The organism is Janthinobacterium sp. HH106 (assembly GCF_001758725.1).
Lineage (GTDB): Bacteria > Pseudomonadota > Gammaproteobacteria > Burkholderiales > Burkholderiaceae_D > Janthinobacterium.
The window spans coordinates 58,282-76,817 of sequence record NZ_LRIC01000065.1 but is presented as its reverse complement, the minus strand read 5'-3'; the positions used below and the strand labels follow the sequence as shown (position 1 = coordinate 76,817).

13 protein-coding genes and 1 pseudogene are annotated in these 18,536 nt (G+C 60.5%); 11 read left to right on the top strand and 3 right to left on the bottom strand.

The features are described 5' to 3' along the window. From JAB8_RS24850 to JAB8_RS24830, 5 genes and pseudogenes are all read left to right on the top strand, one after another. Nucleotides 1-350, top strand: a pseudogene (locus tag JAB8_RS24850) (terminase); the annotation flags it as partial. A 108-nt stretch (nucleotides 351-458) separates the two neighbouring features. Then, entirely contained in the window at nucleotides 459-1,403 is a 945-nt protein-coding gene (locus JAB8_RS24845) for a phage portal protein (protein ID WP_343216117.1), read from the top strand. Beyond that, a complete protein-coding gene (locus JAB8_RS24840; protein WP_070291867.1) occupies nucleotides 1,400-1,615 on the top strand; it encodes a hypothetical protein in 216 nt (71 codons plus the stop codon). Before JAB8_RS24845 ends, JAB8_RS24840 begins: the two co-directional genes overlap by 4 nt. Nucleotides 1,616-2,119: 504 nt before the next feature. After that, a complete protein-coding gene (locus JAB8_RS24835; protein WP_139143173.1) occupies nucleotides 2,120-2,458 on the top strand; it encodes a hypothetical protein in 339 nt (112 codons plus the stop codon). A gap of 10 nt (nucleotides 2,459-2,468) precedes the next feature. Beyond that, entirely contained in the window at nucleotides 2,469-3,107 is a 639-nt protein-coding gene (locus JAB8_RS24830) for an SOS response-associated peptidase family protein (protein ID WP_070291865.1), read from the top strand. Between the two features lie 126 nt (nucleotides 3,108-3,233). Here the strand turns inward: JAB8_RS24830 and JAB8_RS24825 are convergent, their stop codons facing one another. Continuing rightward, a complete protein-coding gene (locus JAB8_RS24825) occupies nucleotides 3,234-3,995 on the bottom strand; it encodes a DUF5677 domain-containing protein (protein WP_070291864.1) in 762 nt (253 codons plus the stop codon). A gap of 869 nt (nucleotides 3,996-4,864) precedes the next feature. Between JAB8_RS24825 and JAB8_RS24820 the strand changes: the two genes are divergently transcribed. Both JAB8_RS24820 and JAB8_RS24815 read left to right on the top strand, forming a co-directional pair. Beyond that, a complete protein-coding gene (locus JAB8_RS24820; RefSeq protein ID WP_070291863.1) occupies nucleotides 4,865-6,619 on the top strand; it encodes a hypothetical protein in 1,755 nt (584 codons plus the stop codon). A 340-nt stretch (nucleotides 6,620-6,959) separates the two neighbouring features. Continuing rightward, the gene (locus tag JAB8_RS24815; protein WP_139143172.1) at nucleotides 6,960-7,274 is read left to right on the top strand and encodes a hypothetical protein; all 315 of its coding nucleotides are present in this window, start codon (nucleotides 6,960-6,962) and stop codon (nucleotides 7,272-7,274) included. Between the two features lie 285 nt (nucleotides 7,275-7,559). On the opposite strand, the gene JAB8_RS24810 is transcribed toward JAB8_RS24815, so the two are convergent. Further along, nucleotides 7,560-8,096 (bottom strand): hypothetical protein, encoded by a 537-nt coding sequence (locus tag JAB8_RS24810; protein ID WP_070221418.1) that lies wholly within the window; start codon nucleotides 8,094-8,096, stop codon nucleotides 7,560-7,562. Between the two features lie 17 nt (nucleotides 8,097-8,113). Continuing rightward, nucleotides 8,114-10,348: a serine/threonine-protein kinase gene (locus JAB8_RS24805; protein ID WP_070291857.1), complete on the bottom strand. Its 2,235-nt coding sequence runs from the start codon at nucleotides 10,346-10,348 to the stop codon at nucleotides 8,114-8,116. Between the two features lie 291 nt (nucleotides 10,349-10,639). Between JAB8_RS24805 and tssF the strand changes: the two genes are divergently transcribed. The 4 genes from tssF to JAB8_RS24785 are packed head-to-tail and all read left to right on the top strand — an operon-like array spanning nucleotide 10,640 to nucleotide 18,525. Next, complete coding sequence (tssF, locus tag JAB8_RS24800; protein ID WP_070291856.1) at nucleotides 10,640-12,472, top strand: type VI secretion system baseplate subunit TssF; 1,833 nt, start codon at nucleotides 10,640-10,642, stop codon at nucleotides 12,470-12,472. Continuing rightward, a complete protein-coding gene (gene tssG / locus JAB8_RS24795; RefSeq protein WP_083287915.1) occupies nucleotides 12,433-13,461 on the top strand; it encodes a type VI secretion system baseplate subunit TssG in 1,029 nt (342 codons plus the stop codon). The genes tssF and tssG overlap by 40 nt, the downstream gene beginning before the upstream one ends. A 48-nt stretch (nucleotides 13,462-13,509) precedes the next feature. Further along, entirely contained in the window at nucleotides 13,510-16,254 is a 2,745-nt protein-coding gene (locus JAB8_RS24790) for a type VI secretion system Vgr family protein (protein WP_070291855.1), read from the top strand. A gap of 24 nt (nucleotides 16,255-16,278) precedes the next feature. Then, nucleotides 16,279-18,525: a DUF3274 domain-containing protein gene (locus JAB8_RS24785; protein ID WP_070291849.1), complete on the top strand. Its 2,247-nt coding sequence runs from the start codon at nucleotides 16,279-16,281 to the stop codon at nucleotides 18,523-18,525. Nucleotides 18,526-18,536 lie beyond the last annotated feature (11 nt).

Sequence of the window (18,536 nt, the reverse complement as noted above, 5' to 3'; positions counted from 1 at the left end):
TGACGACCGGCATGGGCATCGGCGTGCTGCCCATCGTGCGCGGCTTCTTCCCGGCTGTCACGGCCCTGAATTACTCGCCCGAAGTCAAAACCCGCATGGTCTTGAAGGCGAAAAACATCATCAGCAAGGGCCGGCTGGAATTTGACGCTGGCTGGACCGACATCGCGCAATCCTTCATGGCCATCCACAAGACCCTCACCCCCAGCGGGCGGCACGTGACCTATGTCGCCGGCCGCAGCGACGAAACCGGCCACGCCGATCTGGCGTGGGCCTGCATGCACGCCCTCGATCACGAGCCATTCGAAGGCACCACCGACAACCACCACTCTTTCATGGAGATTTATTCTTGAGCAAAGCACGACACTTGCGCGGCCGGCAGGCCCAGGGCGCGCCATCCAGCGGCCACGGCGCCGGCCGCCGCCGGCATCGAGGCGTTTTCCTTTGGCGACCCGACGCCCGTGCTCGAGCACGCTGACATTCTCGACTGCTTCGAATGCTGGAAGAACGGCCACTGGTATGAGCCGCCCGTCAACCTGGCCGGCCTGGCCAAGTCCTTCAATGCCGGCGTGCACCACAGCAGCGCCATCCACTTCAAGGCCAACGTGCTGACGTCCACCTTGATGCCGACGAAATACCTGTCGCGCGATGGATTCAAGCGCATGGCCCTGGACTATCTGACGTTCGGCAATGCCTACCTGGAAGACCGGCCCAGCCGCAGCGGCAAGGCGCTGGCGTACCAGCACGCGCTGGCCAAGTACATGCGGCGCGGCGTCGATCTGGAGACCTATTATTTTGTGAACGGCTACCAGGCCGTGCATGAATTCGACAAGGGCCGCGTGTTCCACCTGATGGAGCCGGACGTGAACCAGGAGCTGTACGGCGTGCCGCAGTACCTGAGCGCCCTGCAATCGGCCTGGCTCAATGAGGCGGCCACCTTGTTTCGCCGCAAGTATTACAAGAACGGCTCACACGCCGGTTTCGTGTTCTACATGACGGATGCCGCGGCGAACACGCAGGACGTGGACAACCTGCGCCAGGCCATGCGCGACAGCAAGGGGCCGGGCAACTTCCGCAACCTGTTCATGTATGCGCCGAACGGCAAGAAGGACGGCATCCAGATTTTGCCCGTGTCGGACGTGGCCGCCAAGGATGAGTTTTTCAACATCAAGAGCGTGACGCGCGACGACCAACTGGCCGCGCACCGCGTACCGCCCCAGCTGATGGGCATCCTGCCGAACAACGCCGGCGGCTTCGGCGCCGTCGAGCCGGCCGCGCGCGTCTTCGCCCGCAACGAGCTGGTGCCGCTACAGGCGCAGTTCATGGCGATCAACGAGTGGGCGGGCGTGGAAGTGGTGAAGTTCGCGCCGTATGACCTGGGCCTGGGCAAGGAGACAGCGCAATGAGTGACCACATCGACAACACCGACAAGATCATCTTCGCCGAGGTGGCGCGCGGCCTGGCCGCCGTGCGTGGCCGGCCTGGCCTGGTGGCGCACGGATGCTGCCACTTCTGCGACGAGGCGCTGGCGCCCGCGCTGCTGTTCTGCAATGTGGATTGCCGCGACGACTACGAGAAGGAGCAGGCGGCAAAGGCCCGCGCCGGCCGCCCAGGATGAGCGCCACGCCGCGATAGCCGGTAGGGCAGGGCCGCGACAACCTAGCCGCGCCAGCGCGCCCCAGCCACCGCACAAGCCGCCCACGAGGCGGCTTTTTCACGTCCCAGCGAATGATGTTGCACCAGAAGCAAGAAAAAAGCCCGTTTCGGCCCGGCGCGCGCAGTTGTCCCCCCTCCACACCTGCCCGCTAGTTAGGGGTCTTTTGACTCAAATGTGCGCCATGGCCGAAGGCGCATGAGGACTGGCGCGGCGGGGCGAAGAGGGGGCGTGCGTTTTGACGCAATTTGACGCACTTTGAGCGCTTTTTCGTGCGGGTTGTGTGGCGACGTGGGAACGGTGTTGTTTTCGCGCTGCGCCGCTCCCTGGCGCGGTTCTGGCCCATGTATTGGCGTCTGTATTCTGCGCATCGTTCATCTTCACGCCCTCGCATCATTGCCGGGTATTGCGGCCTCAAGAACTCTTGATATACTGTATGTATATACAGTATTTTACTCAGGTGTCACAATGATTGTTAAAATGTTAAAGATGCGCCTTGCTGGTGTAGAGGTGCCCAAGCGACGGCTGCATGATCGCTACAACTCGGCACGGCCCGGAACGTTGGAAGTTGTTGAAACGACAGACCAGGGCTTACACCGTTTGGTAAAGCTTGCCCGCTTCACTTACGGCGAGAGCGGGAAGTACGTTGACACACTTTTCGATGTGAATTTGCTCTGGTATCGGGATGGGCGCATGGTGTTGTCAGGGTTTGAGCGCAGCAAAGTGGATATGCAATTTTGCGACTATGCGCAGTCCTGGCTGTGTTTTGTCGGGACGGAGCCGCCGCCAATGCCGGAAGGCAGGTAGAATAAATTGCATGTGCGCCGACTATACCCCCAGCCGTAGCGATCAAATCGAACAGCATTTTGCTGTCCGCTCCCCTCAATTTGACTTGCCGCCGGAAGCCTGGCCCGGTTACATGGCGCCGATCATTCGCGCCTCGCACGACGTGCCCGGTGAGCTGGAAGTCGCGCCGGCATGTTTCGGGATGGTTCCGCATTGGGCCGATATGAAGCTGGCGCGCCAAACGTACAACGCCCGCACGGAAACGGTGGCGCAGAAGCCGTCCTTCCGCAATGCCTGGAAGCGCAAACAGTTCTGCATTATCCCTGCCGATAACTTCTTTGAACCTTGCTACGAGACTGGAAAGCCGGTGCGCTGGCGCATCGAGCGCGCCGATGGCATGCCGGCCGCCATCGCCGGGATATGGGAATTCCGGCCGCAAGACTTGCTGCTATCGTTCTCGATGCTGACGATAAACGCCGATGGCCACCCGCTCATGCAGCGTTTCCACAAGCCTGATGATGAAAAACGGATGGTGATGATTCTCGATCCGCACCAGTATCAAGGATGGCTCGATGGTTCCCTTGTGAGCGAAGAGGATTTGTTCCAGCAGTATCCAGCAGAACGCCTCGTGGCTGCAGCTGATCCGCTTCCCCCGCGTGTGAAAAAATGAATACGGGCCTGATCGCGAGCGTATGGCCGCTGGATGCGGACCTTAATGTCGGCGGCAGGCCCGAGACAGTTTTCACCAGGGCATCGGGCGAACTGCTAGCCAACGCATTGCGAATTATATATGTTTCTAATTCGCAAATTTTCCGTCAAGATCGGAATGGAAGACTCCCCAAGCGTTATTCATCTTGTCGAATTGGCGCTTGTAGGAATCTTCTTCAAATCGTGCAGCGTCTTTAACAAGGTCTGTAGCCATCACCATTATTTGGATAGCGACCCAGAGCAATCCGAACGTTACCTCAGCACGCGTTTCTCCGAAAACTTGAAGGTGGCCGTCGTCAGTATCGTAACGATCAGATAACGCTGCCAAGTCCCAGTGTGCGAAGCTGTTTAAAGTCACATAGGGCGCGGAGAGAAACGAAAGGCCTGCTGCGCGGATCGATTGCGCAATGTTCTTACCCTTATACCCAAGCTCCTTTAACCGCTTTTTTACAGGGGCTTCTTGGTCAATTCTTGTCTGTAATTCCTCAATAGATTCAGGAGACAAGTGCGGGTCTTCTAATAGCGTCATCGAAAGTTTCAAGTCGCCGTCGACCTTATCGAACAACATTTGCTGCAGATGGGCAGGATCTTTCAGCAAAGTCATATTCACAAACGACTCAAGCATGCTACGTATTTGTACGGCAGCATGAGCGTCGAGTCCTGAACGGATGAGAATATTGCAAGCATTTAAGCTCTCAACAATGTTGAGGTATAGCGCTGAACGTGCGCGGCGCTGGTCGTCCAGGCCCGGCTGCATAGCTTGGACCAAATCCATGGCTGCTAAGCCGACTATTTCGGCGGTAGCCTTTGCCAGCACCGCCTCTCCATGTTGCGCAATAAACTTAGGCATTCTTGGCTCCAATTACAAAGTAAAAGCCCCGCGAATAAGCGGGCCTTCTTTTTAAAACGAACTCAAGAGTCTAGAAATGAGGTTGTCATTATGTTGCCCTCCGCTCCCTGTACTTCTCCGCTGGCAGGAGGACATAGCCTACCAGTACGGTCTAGGTCACTTGCTAAGTGGAAACGAAAATAGAAAGGCCACTTGAGGATGGCCTTTCTATTTTATTTCACCGCAGAGAAATCGGCGCAACTTTTGGCGTAGCTTTTATAAATTGCAGTCTCTCGATCATAGAGGAAATACGCTATTGCATCATGGGCGTGAGCTTTTCAGCCGAATTCTTCTTTGCCGCGGCGGCGTTGATTTCTTTTGGGACGGTGGTCATGTGTTCTTTGTCGTTGGTCCGGCCGCAGGGAAGGCATGCCTGCCGGGCTGTGGGTGGTGCTGTTGTGCGTGCCAAGCCGCGCCAGTGGGGCGGAGCTTGGGTTCAAGGCCGTCATTTTACCGCTTTCGGCGGGCGGAGCGGGGTATTGCGTGCGGATGTGAAAAAGCCGCGCTTGTGGAGGTCGGGGCGGCCTGGGTAGAATGAAATTCTATTTCCATTTCGCAAGACGATGTGCTTGCTTTGGCCGTGGCCGCCTTTGCAGAGCAAGTCTTCAAGTAGACCATCGAGCGAGTGTTTCGGGACGGGGAGGCTCCGCTCTCCATTTCGCGAAAGTGGCCATCGTTATTCGTGGGCCCAGTCAATCTTGGCATGCTGCGCTCTGGCGATTGCAGCTGGAAAGACGCTGGTCATAGGGCCGCTCTCAAAAGCAACAGGTGGCAACAATCATAAACTCGTTTATCATTATTCGACCTGATGCCATCGCTTTCTGTTGCCCATGCTGATATATCTCGATGCCGCCATGCTGGAAGAGCCGGAAAGGAAGACACTTTCCCGTTTTTTTAGAAAGCCCTTTACCGACGAAAGTTGTGCGCGGGTGGCTGAGCGGTTGCCGCATCTGGCGCAGGTTTATCGGGCGCTGGCAAGCTCAATGCCGACGTGGCGAGGTGGAACATTGTTGTCGCAGGTGCACCAGGCTGAGCGCGTCTTTCAGCAGGTCGCGCAGTTGGGACCTGACCAACTTCCGCTGGTTCCGGAACTGGTGCTCGCCCGACAGGTCGAACTGCTGGAGGAACTCGTCCGCGATCACGCCGACTTCGTTCATCAGCGCAGCGAGCAGCCAAACCAGCGGTTCAAGCTCGACGCTGACAGCAGCCGGGTTGCCGTGCGTGCATTCAGCTTCCACGAAGTGGTCTTCCTGACGCTGATGGGGATATTGGAAGCGCAGGTAACGCGCCAACTGGTGACGTTTTCCTTCACGCCGCACGGTGGAGAAATCTTGTACAACCGGACGATCACAACGACCATGGAGGCGCAGTCTCAACTGTCGTTGACGCTGGTGCTGCGTGACGTTATTACCCACCTGCGTCATGGCGACCTGACCCGCACCGCCAGCATCCTGACACTGTTGCGGCCCGAGCTGCTCGACACGCTGGAAGACGCTTTTCTGGACAGTTTCTTCTCTATCGGCACGTATATGGCACGCGATGCCTCCTCGTCGGAACTGATCAGCGGCGCGCGCGAACTGTGTCGTTGGTTCGCGCTGCTTGAAATTGTCCGACTCGCCGACGAAGCGGGCGTCATACCGAACGATGCTCTATGTGAGCGACTTGAACTTGATCGAGACCTGCTGAACCTCGTGCTGGCTGATCGCGCCGCTGCTATTCCATCTAATCGCGGCATTTACGTGCACGCTGGCGGCTGCCTGAGCCTGGGAAAAACGGGGCTCGGACACGCGGTCCATTGCTGCAAATCCGCCGCCTTGAGCGGGGAGCAGGCCCGTGACCTCGGCGAAAAATTTGAAAAGGAAATTACGGAATACATCACGCGACGCGTTTCTCCAGCGGATTATGTGGTGCGGGCCGGATTCAAGCGGAGCGAAAATGGCAAAGGCAAGATGTACGACTGCGACCTGATCATTTTCGAGGTGGCGCGGCGGCAGATATTTTTCATCCAGGCGAAGTGGAAGCGCAATAGCCGTACGGCTGATCTGGGCGATGAATTGAATTATTGGGGCGGCAAGAATTGGCCGCTGACGAAAGGCGTGAAGCGACTGGTCGCCTTGCGCCAACGACTTACGGAAAAGGACGTGCTTGCAAAGATTAAGGGCGCACTGGGCGATATCAGGCTGACCGACCAGCATATTCTCGCGAACTCGCATTATGTCGTTGTGCACACGCTGCCGTCTTTCAGCGCTTATCAGATCGATGGTGTCGCAATCTACGAATGGAATCTGTTCCGCAGGCTACTGCAAAGGGGCGCAATGGAGCGTAGCCTGTGGACAGGCGGGCCGCATGCCGTGGCCATCGTCCTGCCCGAGCATCGGCATCACACTATGCTGAAGCTCGAAGACCCAAATCAGGTTCTGGACTATTTTTACACGATGGCCGGTGGCAATCTGGCGCAACTGCCGCGCGAAAAACAAGACCGAGAGCAGGCGAGGTATGGATTTGATCTAGCATTGCCATCTGCATCGCTATGGTGCCGCATGAGGGGAAACGCCACGCTGCGCGTCATACGTCCCTACACCTAATCGATTGGATAGACTTTTCTCACCGGCCATACCAGCAACGCGCACCTTTCCGCGACGCGGCGAAGTAGCCCGCCAGCTCAGGCTCAGCACCTGGCCACAGCACCAAAGGCACGCAGCATAAGGCCACAGAGCATCAGGACCACATCACGAAAGGAAGAGTCATGTCGATGAGCGCCGTTCCTGGAAGGATCCGCAAATTGCAGGTGGTCTCGCGCTCTTCCTCGTGGGGCTGGCGTGGGCATCCGTCATAACGGCGGCTGTGGATGCCGAGCCAGTTCCTGGCGTGCGCGCCGGAGCCGAGCTCAACGCGGACATCCTTGGCCAGTAGCGGTTGACGAAGGTGATCGACGCCGCCGACATCGCCTCGATGTCGGACCGGCAGGCGCGCGCGTTGATCGGCAAAACCGTCGCGGTCACCAAGGACAAGTTCGTGTTTAATGGAGCGGCGTGTGCATCGCCGACCTACGAGCGAAGCATCAACGACTTGGCGCGCTCGTTTCGAGAGCAGGGGCATGTGAGCTCGGCAAACATGGGGTTGCCCGACCCGGTCACGGCGATCGACGTCTGCTGCACCCACCTCTTTTTGAAGGAGCCGGGCCGCATCCTGGTCTATTGGAACGGCTTTTATTTCGATGCGGTCAGGACAAGGAAGTGAGTGGCGTCAGAATGGTTATGTCACCATCCATATTACTGAAATTTGGCACTGGAACTGGCGAAGGTCGCGGGACACGTCCATTTTTCAAAGTCGGCCGAGGCGGAGTAGATACCTGCGAGGAAGGAATATCTCCAGCCAACAACGCGTCTACTACTGACGGTCAGCACACTAGCTTGTGTGCTGACATAAAGCCTGGCGTCATTCGCGTTTTACAGGGTAGTGGCGCGTAAGGGCTCGCGCCCTGTTCCAGTAATGCGTTTCTGTTTCAGCCAGTGGTGCCAGACCTTAAAGAGCGACGGTACCGCCGACCGAACTTTCCGGGTCGAAAGAAAATACGCGCAGTTCCGGTTGAACGTCTTCGCCGCGCATAATGCGCACGGTCATGACGAAGGACAATTCCCAGCGACCGGCAGCATAGCCTACGTCCAGATTGTGTTTCCACTCCTGGCGGATGCGGTGCAGGGGCGGCAGTTCCGGTTCGCCCAGCAGTTGCTGAATTTCGAAGTCCAGTGGTAAATGATAGGTGGCGCCCACGGCTTGCAAGAATGGGGATGGCGGCGAGTACACGGTCGGTACTTTCGGACCGATTTGCGTCAATTGCGGTACGGTGATGATGCAGCAGTCGACGATCTGGAACGAGGTGAAGCCGCTTTCCTTGGAGCCACAGCAGGTAACGTCGAGGTAAACGTGCTGGCCTTTCTGGAAGTGTACGCCGCCCATGTAGGGACCGTGGCGGGGGTCTGCCGTTCCATCGCACGAGGTGAAGCTGTAATCCAATTGGTTGGTGATTTGATCTGCATCGAAGTGTACGGATAGCTTCATCCAAGGGCTTACAAGTGTCATTTTTTACTATCTCTTTCCATGTTGATAAGAAATTGCTGGTAGCGGGCATCTCGCCGCAGGTTCAACAGATCGGGGGCCGAATCGATCAGGTTGATGGGGTAGCCGAGTTTGGAGGCATGTAGCACTGCCTGAATCGCTTCTGTACGATTGCCAAGTAACTCATGGGTCAAGGCTGCTCTGAAAAGGACATCAGCGCTGTCAGGTGCAATTGAAATAGCTTGCCGCATCCGTTCCATGGCATATTTTTTTTCTCCCAGATAGGCTGAGTACAGCGCCATACGGGAGTTAAAGGTGGCATTGTCAGGCTGGCGCGCCAATATCGGCTTGAGCAATGTGACTGCGCGTTGATAAGATTTTTTGGAGGCGGCGGCTTGTGCAGGGATCCAACGTTGTGCATCGGCAAGGTTAGCCCAAAGCATATAAATGCCAGGGCCACCCTTATTGGATGAGACTGCATTTTCAAAAGCCTGCACTGCTCCTAAATAGTCGCCTTTCGCAAAGAGGCTTGTACCAAGGTTGCTGTATAGCTCCCAATGCGGTTGTAGTTGCAAGCCTTGTTGAAGTACTTGAAGTGCCTCATCATTGCGATTCTGGCGTAGGAGAACCGCATTCAGATAGGCGTAGGCGTTTGACGATTGCGGGTCCAGTTTTATGCTGGTGCGGAAGGCTTGCTCTGCCATTGCATAATCTGTTTGACGATAACGCATCATGCCTAAGAGCAAAGGGAAAAGGCGTTCGCGTGGATAAATTTCGATGGCCTTGTCCAGCGTCACTTGAGCCAAGTCAAATTTACTTGCCTGTATCAACAGGCGCGCTTTGCCTGCAAGTCCCAGCATATTATGTGGATCGAGATTGAGCGCAATCGCCGTTGCCTGCATTGCCGCATCCTGCTTGCCTTGAAGATCCAGAACCCAAGCATGGGCGACATGGGCCAGTGCCACTTGATTGTCGGACATCAGGGCCTGCTGGGCACTGGCATCGGCGCGCTGGAGCCAGGTATCATCGCGGCCATCGCCAATATAGCGCAGGCTGTAGGCGAGGGAGAGACCTGCCGCTGCGGCCGCATTGTGCGGACTATGCTTGAGTACCGTGTTGAAATGTTCGATCGCTTGCGTCTGGCTGGTCTCGCGGTCGAAAACCCGCAGAGCTTCCATACCGGCTGCCATGCTGGCGATTTCCGAAAAAGGTGCGGGCGCTTCTTTGGCTGTGATGAATGACTTCACTGTGGAAGAAATGATTGGCATTTGCCATGCAGCCAAAGCCAGCAGCGCAATCCCTGCAGTGATTTGTAATGTGCGCTTGCGTGGAATGGGCAAGCGGATAGAGACTGCGGGCGCCACATCTACTGGCGGTGGCGTCGCCACGACAGGTGTTGCCAATGTTGTCGTCTCCCTGTGCCCCCCCCCTATCGCCTCGCGCACATCGCGCATGGTGCGTGGCCGTTCGGCCGGATCGTGCGCCGTCATCGCGCGCACGAGGGCGTTGATGGCGGGCGGGACGGAGTCCGGCAGGTCGGGCCACGGTTCTGTTGCCTGCATGTGGGCGGCGGCCAGGGCCAGGCCGTTCAGGTGTGCGAAGTGGCGCTGGCCGGCCAGCATTTCGTACAGCATGGCGCCCAAGGCATACACGTCGCCGCGCGTGTCGGGCAGGCGGCCCATCAGGCGCTCGGGCGCCATGTAGGCGATCGTGCCCTGCAGGTCGCACAGGGTGGTCGTTTGTGTGGCTTGCGGGTCGATGTGGCGCGCCAGGCCGAAGTCGAGGATGCGCACCCTGCCGTTTGCTTCCAGCATCAGGTTCGATGGTTTCAGGTCGCCATGGACCAAGTCCATCGCATGCGCCTCGTCCATGGCGTCGGCGATCTGGTAGGCGATGTCGAGCGCAGACTGCAGGTCAGCCTTGCCGCTGTGCATGAATTGCCCCAGGGTCTGGCCTTCGACCAGTTCCATGACGATGGACTGGCTCGTGCCCTGGCCTTCGATGGCGAAAATGCGTACGAAGGCTGCATGCCTGAGCGAGGCGGCCAGGCGCGCTTCATTGATGAGTTTTTCGGGATGCAGCACATCGGCTTGCGGTTTCAGGCGCTTCAGCGCCACGCTACGGCACAGCTTGGAATCCCACGCTTCGAATACATGGCCGAAACCGCCTTCACCCAGCAAGCGGCGCACTTCGTAGTGACCGCTGATCGTGTCGTCTTGCGACGGGGTCTGACGCAGGGAGTCGAGCAGTTCCATATACCTTGGCTTCAGAGTGCATCAAGGTGCGCAGCAGGCATCGGGAAGGGAATTGCGATGGCTTTGTGCGCAAAATGATTGATTTTGAGTAACTTCCTGATTTAAAACGATTGTTTCGAATAAGTCAATTGGTATTGACAAGGAGTGAACAAAAGTTGCTGCCGTGGGCAAGGCATTGCTTGCCGATTCATGCTTGCAATCTTGTTCAAACTCAATTTTCCTTTTCCCCGCTTCCTCAATAATGCTGATGGGGCTGTACCTACATATGCGGGTCAGGCGTTGGGAGCTGGCATGGATGAGTTGTTGCAATTTTACGAGCACGAGCTGGGCACCTTGCATGCGCACAACGAGGCGTTTGCCCGGCGCTATCCGGCCATCGCGGGGGCGCTGGGCATCCAGGGCGGAGACACGGGCGACCCGCACCTGGCGCGCATGCTGCAGGCGTTTGCCATGTTCAACGCACGTACGGCCAAACGGCTGGCTGATGGTTTCGGCACCTTCAGCGAAACCTTGCTGGAAGTGAATTTCCCCCATTATTTGCGCCCGTTTCCTGCCTGCGCCATTGCCCGCATCGATAACGACCTTGCGACGGTGACCGAGCCGGCCATGATCCCGCACGGCACAGTCATGCATGCTGCCGAGCATCAGGGAGTCACCTGCAAGTTCACCACTGTCTACGATGTCGCCGTGGCGCCGCTGCGCCTGTCCGACGTGCGCTTTCAGTCCATCGTGTCGGCGCCGCCCGCATTGCGCCTGACGCCGGATTTGGGGGCGGCGATCAGCATCACGCTCGAAGCGACGGGCGCCACAGCCACGCTGGATGGGCTGCCGCTGTCGATGCTGCGTCTGTTCCTCGACGGCGAGCCTGCGTTTTGCGCCACCTTGCGCGACAGCCTGTTCCTGCGCACCCGGCGCGCCTGTGTGGAAGTCGATGGCGCCTGGCATGCGCTGGACGCGGTGCCCTTGCATCCGGTCGGTTTTTCCGCCGAAGACGCCTTGATACCGGCCCCGGCCGCATCGCATCCCGCTTACCGCCTGCTGGGCGAATGGTTTGCCTTCCCGGATAAATTCAATTTCGTCGACCTGGATATGGCCGCGATGCGTCCCCTGTTGCCTCCGGCGTGCCGGCGTTGCACCGTGCATCTGCTGCTGGCCGAGGTGCAGGTCGATACGGATATCGCGCGCATCCTGCGGCCGCTGTCGGCAAGGCATCTGGTGTTGGGATGCACGCCCGTCGTCAACCTGTTCCGCCAGGCGGCCAATCCCATCCGCCTGACGCACACGAGCGCTGAGCATGTGCTGCTGCCATCGGTCAGGCAGGCGCATTGCTACGATATCCACAGCGTCGACAGTGTGCAGGTGCTCGGTGAAACGCCGCAGGGTGCCACGCTGGACACGTTTCACCCGTTCTATTCGATGCGCCACGGCGAGGCGGGCGGCCGTCAGGGGCGCTACTGGGTGACGCGGCGCGACGAAGACATGGCGCTGAGCAATCCCGGCTATGACATGCGCATCGCCTTTGTCGATGGCGCCATGCAGCCGCTGCACGACGCGACGCAAACGGTGTCCATCATGCTCACCTGCAGCAACCGCGATTTGCCCAGCCGCCTGGTGTTCGGCAATGCCGCTGGCGATTTGCGCCATGACGGCATGGCCAGCGCCTTGCCGGTGCGCCTGCTGCGCAAGCCCAGCGCTGCAGGCCGCTTCCCTGCGGGAGTGGCGTCGCACTGGCGGCTGATCGCGCAACTGTCCCTGAATCATCAGTCGCTGAGCGAGCAGGGTTTGCCGCTCTTCAAGCAAATACTCGAGTTGTACAACTTGCCCGGTTCGGCCAGCGCCGCGCGCCAGATCGCGGGCTTGACCGGACTGCGCCAGCGCGCCGCCAGTACCTGGCTGCACGACGAGGCGGGCGGCAGCCTGGTGTTCGGCATTGACGTCCTGCTATCCGTCGATGAGGAAGCCTTTGTCGGCAGCGGCTTGCATGCGTTTGCCCAGGTGATCGAACGTTTTCTCGGACTGTACGTGCACCTGGGCTCGTTTACCCGCCTGATCGTCTTGTCGCAGAAGACTGGAAAGGAGTTGCTGTGCTGCCTGCCCCGCAATGGAAACCAGGCGCTGGTGTAGTCGCGCGCCTGCTGGCCGACCCGTCCGGCACCACTTTCTTTCAGGCGGTGCGGCTGCTGTCTGCCTGGCTGATGCAGCAGGGTATCTCGCAGGAGCAGGTGTTTGATGATTGCCTGCGCCTGCATGGCAGCGCATCGCTGTCGTTTGCGCCGGGAGAAATCGAACAGCTGTGGCTGGAGCCGAAGGCGGACGGCGATATGCAGGTGCATGTGCGAGCGGCAATGCTGGGTTTTTTGGGCGTGCATGGCAGCTTGCCGCTGCATTACACGGAAACGTTCGCCCGCCACGAACGGCAAACGGGCGATGGCGGTCCCCGTGACTGGCTCGATACGCTGTCGCAGCGCGCGCTGGCCCTGTTTTACCAGGCCTGGGCACGTTACCGCATCGAATGCCAGATGGACGCCGACGGCGGCGATTTCCTGCCCCTGCAACTGGCCCTGGCCGGTGCCTGGCCTGCCGAGGTGGCACGGCAGGCGGATGGCTTGCCTGCGCATGTGCTGGCCCATTACGCGGCCTTGCTGCGGCATCGGCCCGTGGCGGCCGATGTGATGCAGGCGGTGCTGGCCGAGTATTTTGGCGTGCCCGTGCGCATGCAACGTTTTGTGGGTACCTGGTTCCGGCGCGCGCCGCAGGAGCGCACCCTGCTGGCCACCGCGCACGCCCGGCTGGGGCACGGCGCCATGCTGGGCGAGCGCTGCCGGCGCGCCGACTTGCGCGTGCGCCTGGTGCTGGGACCGTTGGAGCGCCGTGTCTACGAGGATTTCTTGCCCGGCCGGACGGGCGCGCTGGCCCTGCGCCAGATGCTGGCGCTGTTCGGCTTGCCCGGCGTGGGCTTCGAGATACGCCTGGTGCTGCGGCGGGAAGACGTGCGCACCTGCGTCCTGGGCATGGGCGCCTGCCTGGCGCAGGATGCCTTTCTGGCCGGCAAGCTGCCGGCTCGCGACCGTGACGACATGCATTACGACATACGATTCGATGGTTCCGCCTGAGACCGCCATACATATTGTGCCCCGATGACCGCTGGAAGGAAGAAAACCATGGAAGACTTCGCGCAATGGCTGGCCGTGGACAAGGCCTTGACCGCTGGTAACCGAGCCTTGCGGCTGCGCCTCGCTTATCCGGAAGGCAGCAATGAGGATGTCTTGCTGCCGCAGCGCATCAGCGGAAGCGAGGCCGTCTGCGGTGGCCTGGAATACCGCATCCTGTGCGTCGCCACCGAAGCGCGGTTGCCGCTGAAACAGTTCATCGCCGTGCCGGCCGAATTGCAGATCGTGACGGACCAGGGGCAGCTGCGCAGGGTCTGCGGCATCGTCGCCGAAGCGAGCGCGGGGCAAAGCGATGGCGGTCTGGCGACCTATCAACTGGTGCTGCGCGACGGCCTGGCGTTGATGGAAAAACGCGTCAACACGCGCGTGTTTCGCAACAAGCATGAATTGCAGATCGTGCAGCTCCTGTTTGAGGAGTGGCGGCAGGGCAATAGCGTGCTCGCCGCCAGCCTGGATCTCACCATCGATGCGGCGCTGGCGGCGCGCAGCTTGCCCGTGCGCGAATTCACGATGCAGCACAATGAATCCGATGCCGCCTTTATCCGCCGCCTGCTCAGGCGCCGCGGCATCGCCTGGTGTTTCCAGGCGGCAGCGACCGCCAGCGCGAACGCCACCACCATGCCCGTGCATGCTCTGCTGCTGTTCGACGACGCGAGCCGCTTGCCGGAAAATGCGGCCGGCACGGTACGCTATCACCGCGACGACGCCACCGAGCAAAGGGATACCGTGACGGCCTGGAGTGCGGTGCGTCGCTTGCAAGCGGGAAAGTCCGAATGCTACAGCTGGGACGATGGCCACCCGCACAGTCCGCAGTTCATGGCCACGCAGTCTCACAGCGGAGCAGATCAGGGCGGGAATGGCAATCGCCTGGCGGCCAGTCTCGACGACTATATCGTGGAGCCGCCGCTGGCCGCCGGCAGCAATGACGAATTGCGGCAATTGGGCCAGCTGGCGATGGCGCGTCACGACATGGACAGCAAGTGTTTCCAGGGAGAAGGCTGCGTGCGCGACTTTTGCTCGGGCCAATGGTTCAGCCTGGAAGGGCATGCCGACATCGACAGCCATCCGGTTCCCGAGCGCAGTTTCGTCATCACGGCCTTGAGCGTATCGGCCAGCAATAACTTGCCCACAGGCCTGGATGCCAGGGTCGGGCGCCTGTTTGCGCAGAGCGGCTGGCAGTGCGATGCTGGCCCGGCACAAGGGGCAGGCGCCGATGGCCAGCCGGCCTTGCGCTACCGCAACCGTTTTACTTGTGTGCGGCGCGGCATCGCCATCGTGCCCGCTTTTGACCCGCGCAGCGATTTTCCCGTCGTCCGCCTGCAAAGCGCGCTGGTCGTCGGGCCGGCCGGCGAAGAAGTGCATTGCGATGCGCTGGGGCGCGTCAAGGTGCGTTTTGTTGCGACGCGCGCGCCGGACCACGCGCATGCCAACGGTTCCGGTGCTTCCGATACGGAGCGCGATTCGGCCTGGGTGCGCGTGGCGTCGAGCTGGACCGGCAATGGCCCGGGCAGCGGCAAACAATGCGGCACCTTGAGCTTGCCACGCATCGGCGCGGAAGTGCTGATCGATTTTCTTGGCGGCGACCCGGACCGGCCCATCATCGTGGGCCAGCTGTACAACGCCGTGGGCGCGCCACCCGGCCTGAGCAGCCGCGGCGCCTTGCCGGGCAACCGTTATCTGTCCGGCATGCGCAGCCGCGAAGTGCGGGGCGGGCGCGGCAACCAGCTGTGCTTTGACGACACGCCGTCGCAAATCAGCGCGCAACTGGCCAGCGACCAGGCGGCCACGCAATTGAACCTCGGCTACCTGACCGAGCCGCGCAGCGACGGCGTAGGGCGGCAGCGCGGCGACGGCTTTGAATTGCGCAGCGACGCCAGCGGCAGCGTGCGCACGGCCCGCTCGCTGCTGATTTCGGCCTGGAAACAGCTGGGTGCCAGCGGCAAGCAGCTCGACGGCAACGAGCATGCCGCCGTGATGAAGGAGTGCCTGGAATTGTTTAGCTCCTTGGGCGAGTTTGCCGCCCAGCACCAGGCACTGGCGCTGGACGCGGCCGGCAGCAAGGCGCTGGGAGCGGCGATTGCCGCCGACCAGCCCGCCGTCAGCATCACGGCGCCCGAGGGTGTGGCGCTGAGCACGCCCCGGACCATTGCCGGCAACGCGGGCGCGAATATCGACATGGTGGCCCAGCAGCATCTGCAACTGAGCGCGGCCCAGCGCTGCAACGTCAACGGGGGCAAGGGCATTTCCCTGTTCGCGCACCAGGATGGCATCGTGCAGGTGGCCCATTTCGGCAAATTTTTGCTGCAAAGCCAGCACGACCTGCTGCAGGCGGACGCCGCCAAGGACATCCGCCTGACGGCCGGCACGCGCCTGGTCGGCATGGCGCAGGACGAAATCACCTTCATGACGGCGGGCGGCGCCTACCTGAAACTGTCCGGCGGCGCGGTGGAACTGGGCGGTCCCGGCGCACTGACGGTGAAGACCGATGGCCACCACTGGAGCGGCCCGGCCAGCATGAAGGCGGAACTGCCCACCTTCGGCGAAGGCGAGCTGGGCCGCGTGCCGCGCTTGCTGCGTCCCACCGACGGCTTGCCCGTCGAAGGCGTGGAAGTGCACATCGAGCGCGAAGGCGACAGTCCCTTGACGGGCGTCAGCGGTGCCGACGGGCGCGGGCCGAAGGTGGCGACCGACCACCTGCAGCGGCTGAAGGGATTTTTCTTCCGCCGCCGTTCCTGAACCCCCGTCACTGGAGAGCACACCATGCAATTCGATCCCCACCCGCCGCTGTGCGACGACCCCGAAATCGATATCCTCGGTCAGTTTTCCTGCAACGCCAATTTCCAGAGCAGCGACCGGGACACGCTGCAGCAACTGCCGCTGCCCGGCATCGTGATCTTCGTGCATGGCGTCAATTCCGATGGCGAGTGGTACGCGGCGGCCGAAGAAGGCCTGTGCAGCGGCCTCAACGAGCGCCTCAAGCGTTCCTGCCATCACATGCAGCACCGTGGCGTGGAGGGCGGCGAGCTGAAGCCGGTCAGCTATGGCACCGAAATCACGGCCGAAGGCTTTCTCCATCCGGAGATGTCGGCCGATACCTTGATCCGCGATGCCGGCACTTTTTCTCCCGTGATCCGTTTTCGCTGGGGCTACAAGGCTTCCGGCGAGGAACTGCAGCAATACGGCAAGGGCATCTACCTGAATGAAGACAATTACTGGGGTGGCGGGCCGTTTGCCAATGGCTGCAGTGCGCTGGCCGACTTGTGGAAGGACGGACTGAGCGAGGGTTTATTCTTGTGGAACACCATCCAGCACATGAATCCCTTCCCGGAACGGCAAGTGTACAGCTGCCCGCCGCGCCCGTATTTCGTGCTGGCCGCCTACCGCCTGGCCAAGCTGGTCGAAGCCATCCGCCAACAGCAGGCCGACGTACCCGTCACCATCGTGTGCCACAGCCAGGGCACGATGGTGGCGATGGCGGCGGCCTTTCTGGGCACCCGTCTGCCCAAGGTGGATGGCGTTCCCTGCGTGGCCGACAACTATGTGATTTGTAATTCGCCGTACAGCCTGGCGAAATGCAATAGCGCCGAGAACTGGGTTGCCGGCAACCTGCGCGCGGCGGACGGCAGCACGGGCAGGGTGACGGTGCAGGCGCGCATCGCCACCTTGAAAAACTTCTTTGCCATCATAGGCCAGCGCGCCAGCCTGGGCGAGGTGCAGACAGACGAGGAAATCGACCGCTGCATGGCCAATCTGGAGCACGGTTTTTCCGCCGCGGCGGACCGCGAGCAATACGGGATTGCCGGCGCCGCCCGGGGCGGCAAGAAATCATCGTATGGCAGGGTGACCATCTATTGCAATCCGCACGATGTGGTGGTGTCGTCCGTCGCCATCGAGGGCATCGGCTGGCGCGGCCTGTCGGGTTCGCTGGCCAAGGACGGCAAGGACGGCGGCGAACTGGCTGCCACCGAGGCGGCAGGCGTGTGCGTGCAGCGCGTGTTTGCCCAGGGTTTTGAGGTGGGCAAGCAGGGCAGCTATCACTACTGGCGCGATCACTGGCGCAAGCCTGCGCCGGGCGGCGAGGACTTCTGGTTTCCGGCGCAGAAATATGCGTCGTATTCCATCAAACACGGTGTCGAGGCCAGCCAGAGCGCCTTTTCCACCATCCTGACGGTTGGATTTGCGCCTCTGTTTATCGTGGCCACGGGCCTGGCCCGCAGCCCCTGCAATGCCTCGCCCCACAAAGACTGGAAAATCGAACTGAGCGCACCCGACTTGCTGCCGCCCTTCAAGCCGCAGTCCTTGCGCTTTGGCCAGACCAGCGAGGAATTCGACGAAGGCTACGAGCCCCCCGGCGAATCGCGCCAGGTGGGCAAGCAGCGCGCGCCCGGCGACGATCTCCTTGCCGATCATGAGATTCCGCCCGGCGGCCTGCAGGGGCGGGCGGCGAAAAATGAAGCCAAACGCATGGACAGCGCCAGGGGCACGGCCGATGACGAGGCGCGCCTGCGATTCGAGCAGCGCGCGGTGATACGCGCGCAGGCCATACGGGAAGGGAAAAGTCCCGAGGGTCAAAAAGTACAGCAGGAAATGCCCAACGCCACGCCCGACGCCGAGTACCTGCAATGGCGCAGCACGCGGGTAGGGGAAATGATGTCCAGCCAGGCGGGCGCCTACGCCACCGACCATTCCACCATCCTGACCAACCCCATGCACTCAGAGCGGGCGCTTGCGTATGACGTGGCGGTGGGCGTCTGCCGCATCAAGGCCGACCAGTTGCGCAAGTTGAGGGTGGCGGCGGATTGGCGGTTGTTGAAGTGGGTAGGTGATGATAATTCTGCAATTGAATTCTTAGAGTACTTTAATAAGGGAGAATTTCATAAGAAAACTGTTGCGGCTTGGGCAATGCAATCCGGATGCGAGGCTGGCATGCCGACATTAATCATCGATCAGCGTGAAAATTCACCGCTGGATACGAGGCCGACGTCGGGTGAAATGGCGCATAGGTAATTCCATGTCGA

Excerpts from the sequence above, each read along its gene's own strand:
- JAB8_RS24840 (WP_070291867.1), top strand. The coding sequence starts at position 1,400 with ATGAGTGACCACATCGACAACACCGACAAGATCATCTTCGCCGAGGTG.
- JAB8_RS24835 (WP_139143173.1), top strand. The coding sequence starts at position 2,120 with ATGATTGTTAAAATGTTAAAGATGCGCCTTGCTGGTGTAGAGGTGCCC.
- JAB8_RS24830 (WP_070291865.1), top strand. The coding sequence starts at position 2,469 with ATGTGCGCCGACTATACCCCCAGCCGTAGCGATCAAATCGAACAGCAT.
- JAB8_RS24825 (WP_070291864.1), bottom strand. The coding sequence starts at position 3,995 with ATGCCTAAGTTTATTGCGCAACATGGAGAGGCGGTGCTGGCAAAGGCT.
- JAB8_RS24820 (WP_070291863.1), top strand. The coding sequence starts at position 4,865 with ATGCTGATATATCTCGATGCCGCCATGCTGGAAGAGCCGGAAAGGAAG.
- JAB8_RS24810 (WP_070221418.1), bottom strand. The coding sequence starts at position 8,096 with ATGAAGCTATCCGTACACTTCGATGCAGATCAAATCACCAACCAATTG.
- JAB8_RS24805 (WP_070291857.1), bottom strand. The coding sequence starts at position 10,348 with ATGGAACTGCTCGACTCCCTGCGTCAGACCCCGTCGCAAGACGACACG.
- tssF (WP_070291856.1), top strand. The coding sequence starts at position 10,640 with ATGGATGAGTTGTTGCAATTTTACGAGCACGAGCTGGGCACCTTGCAT.
- JAB8_RS24790 (WP_070291855.1), top strand. The coding sequence starts at position 13,510 with ATGGAAGACTTCGCGCAATGGCTGGCCGTGGACAAGGCCTTGACCGCT.
- JAB8_RS24785 (WP_070291849.1), top strand. The coding sequence starts at position 16,279 with ATGCAATTCGATCCCCACCCGCCGCTGTGCGACGACCCCGAAATCGAT.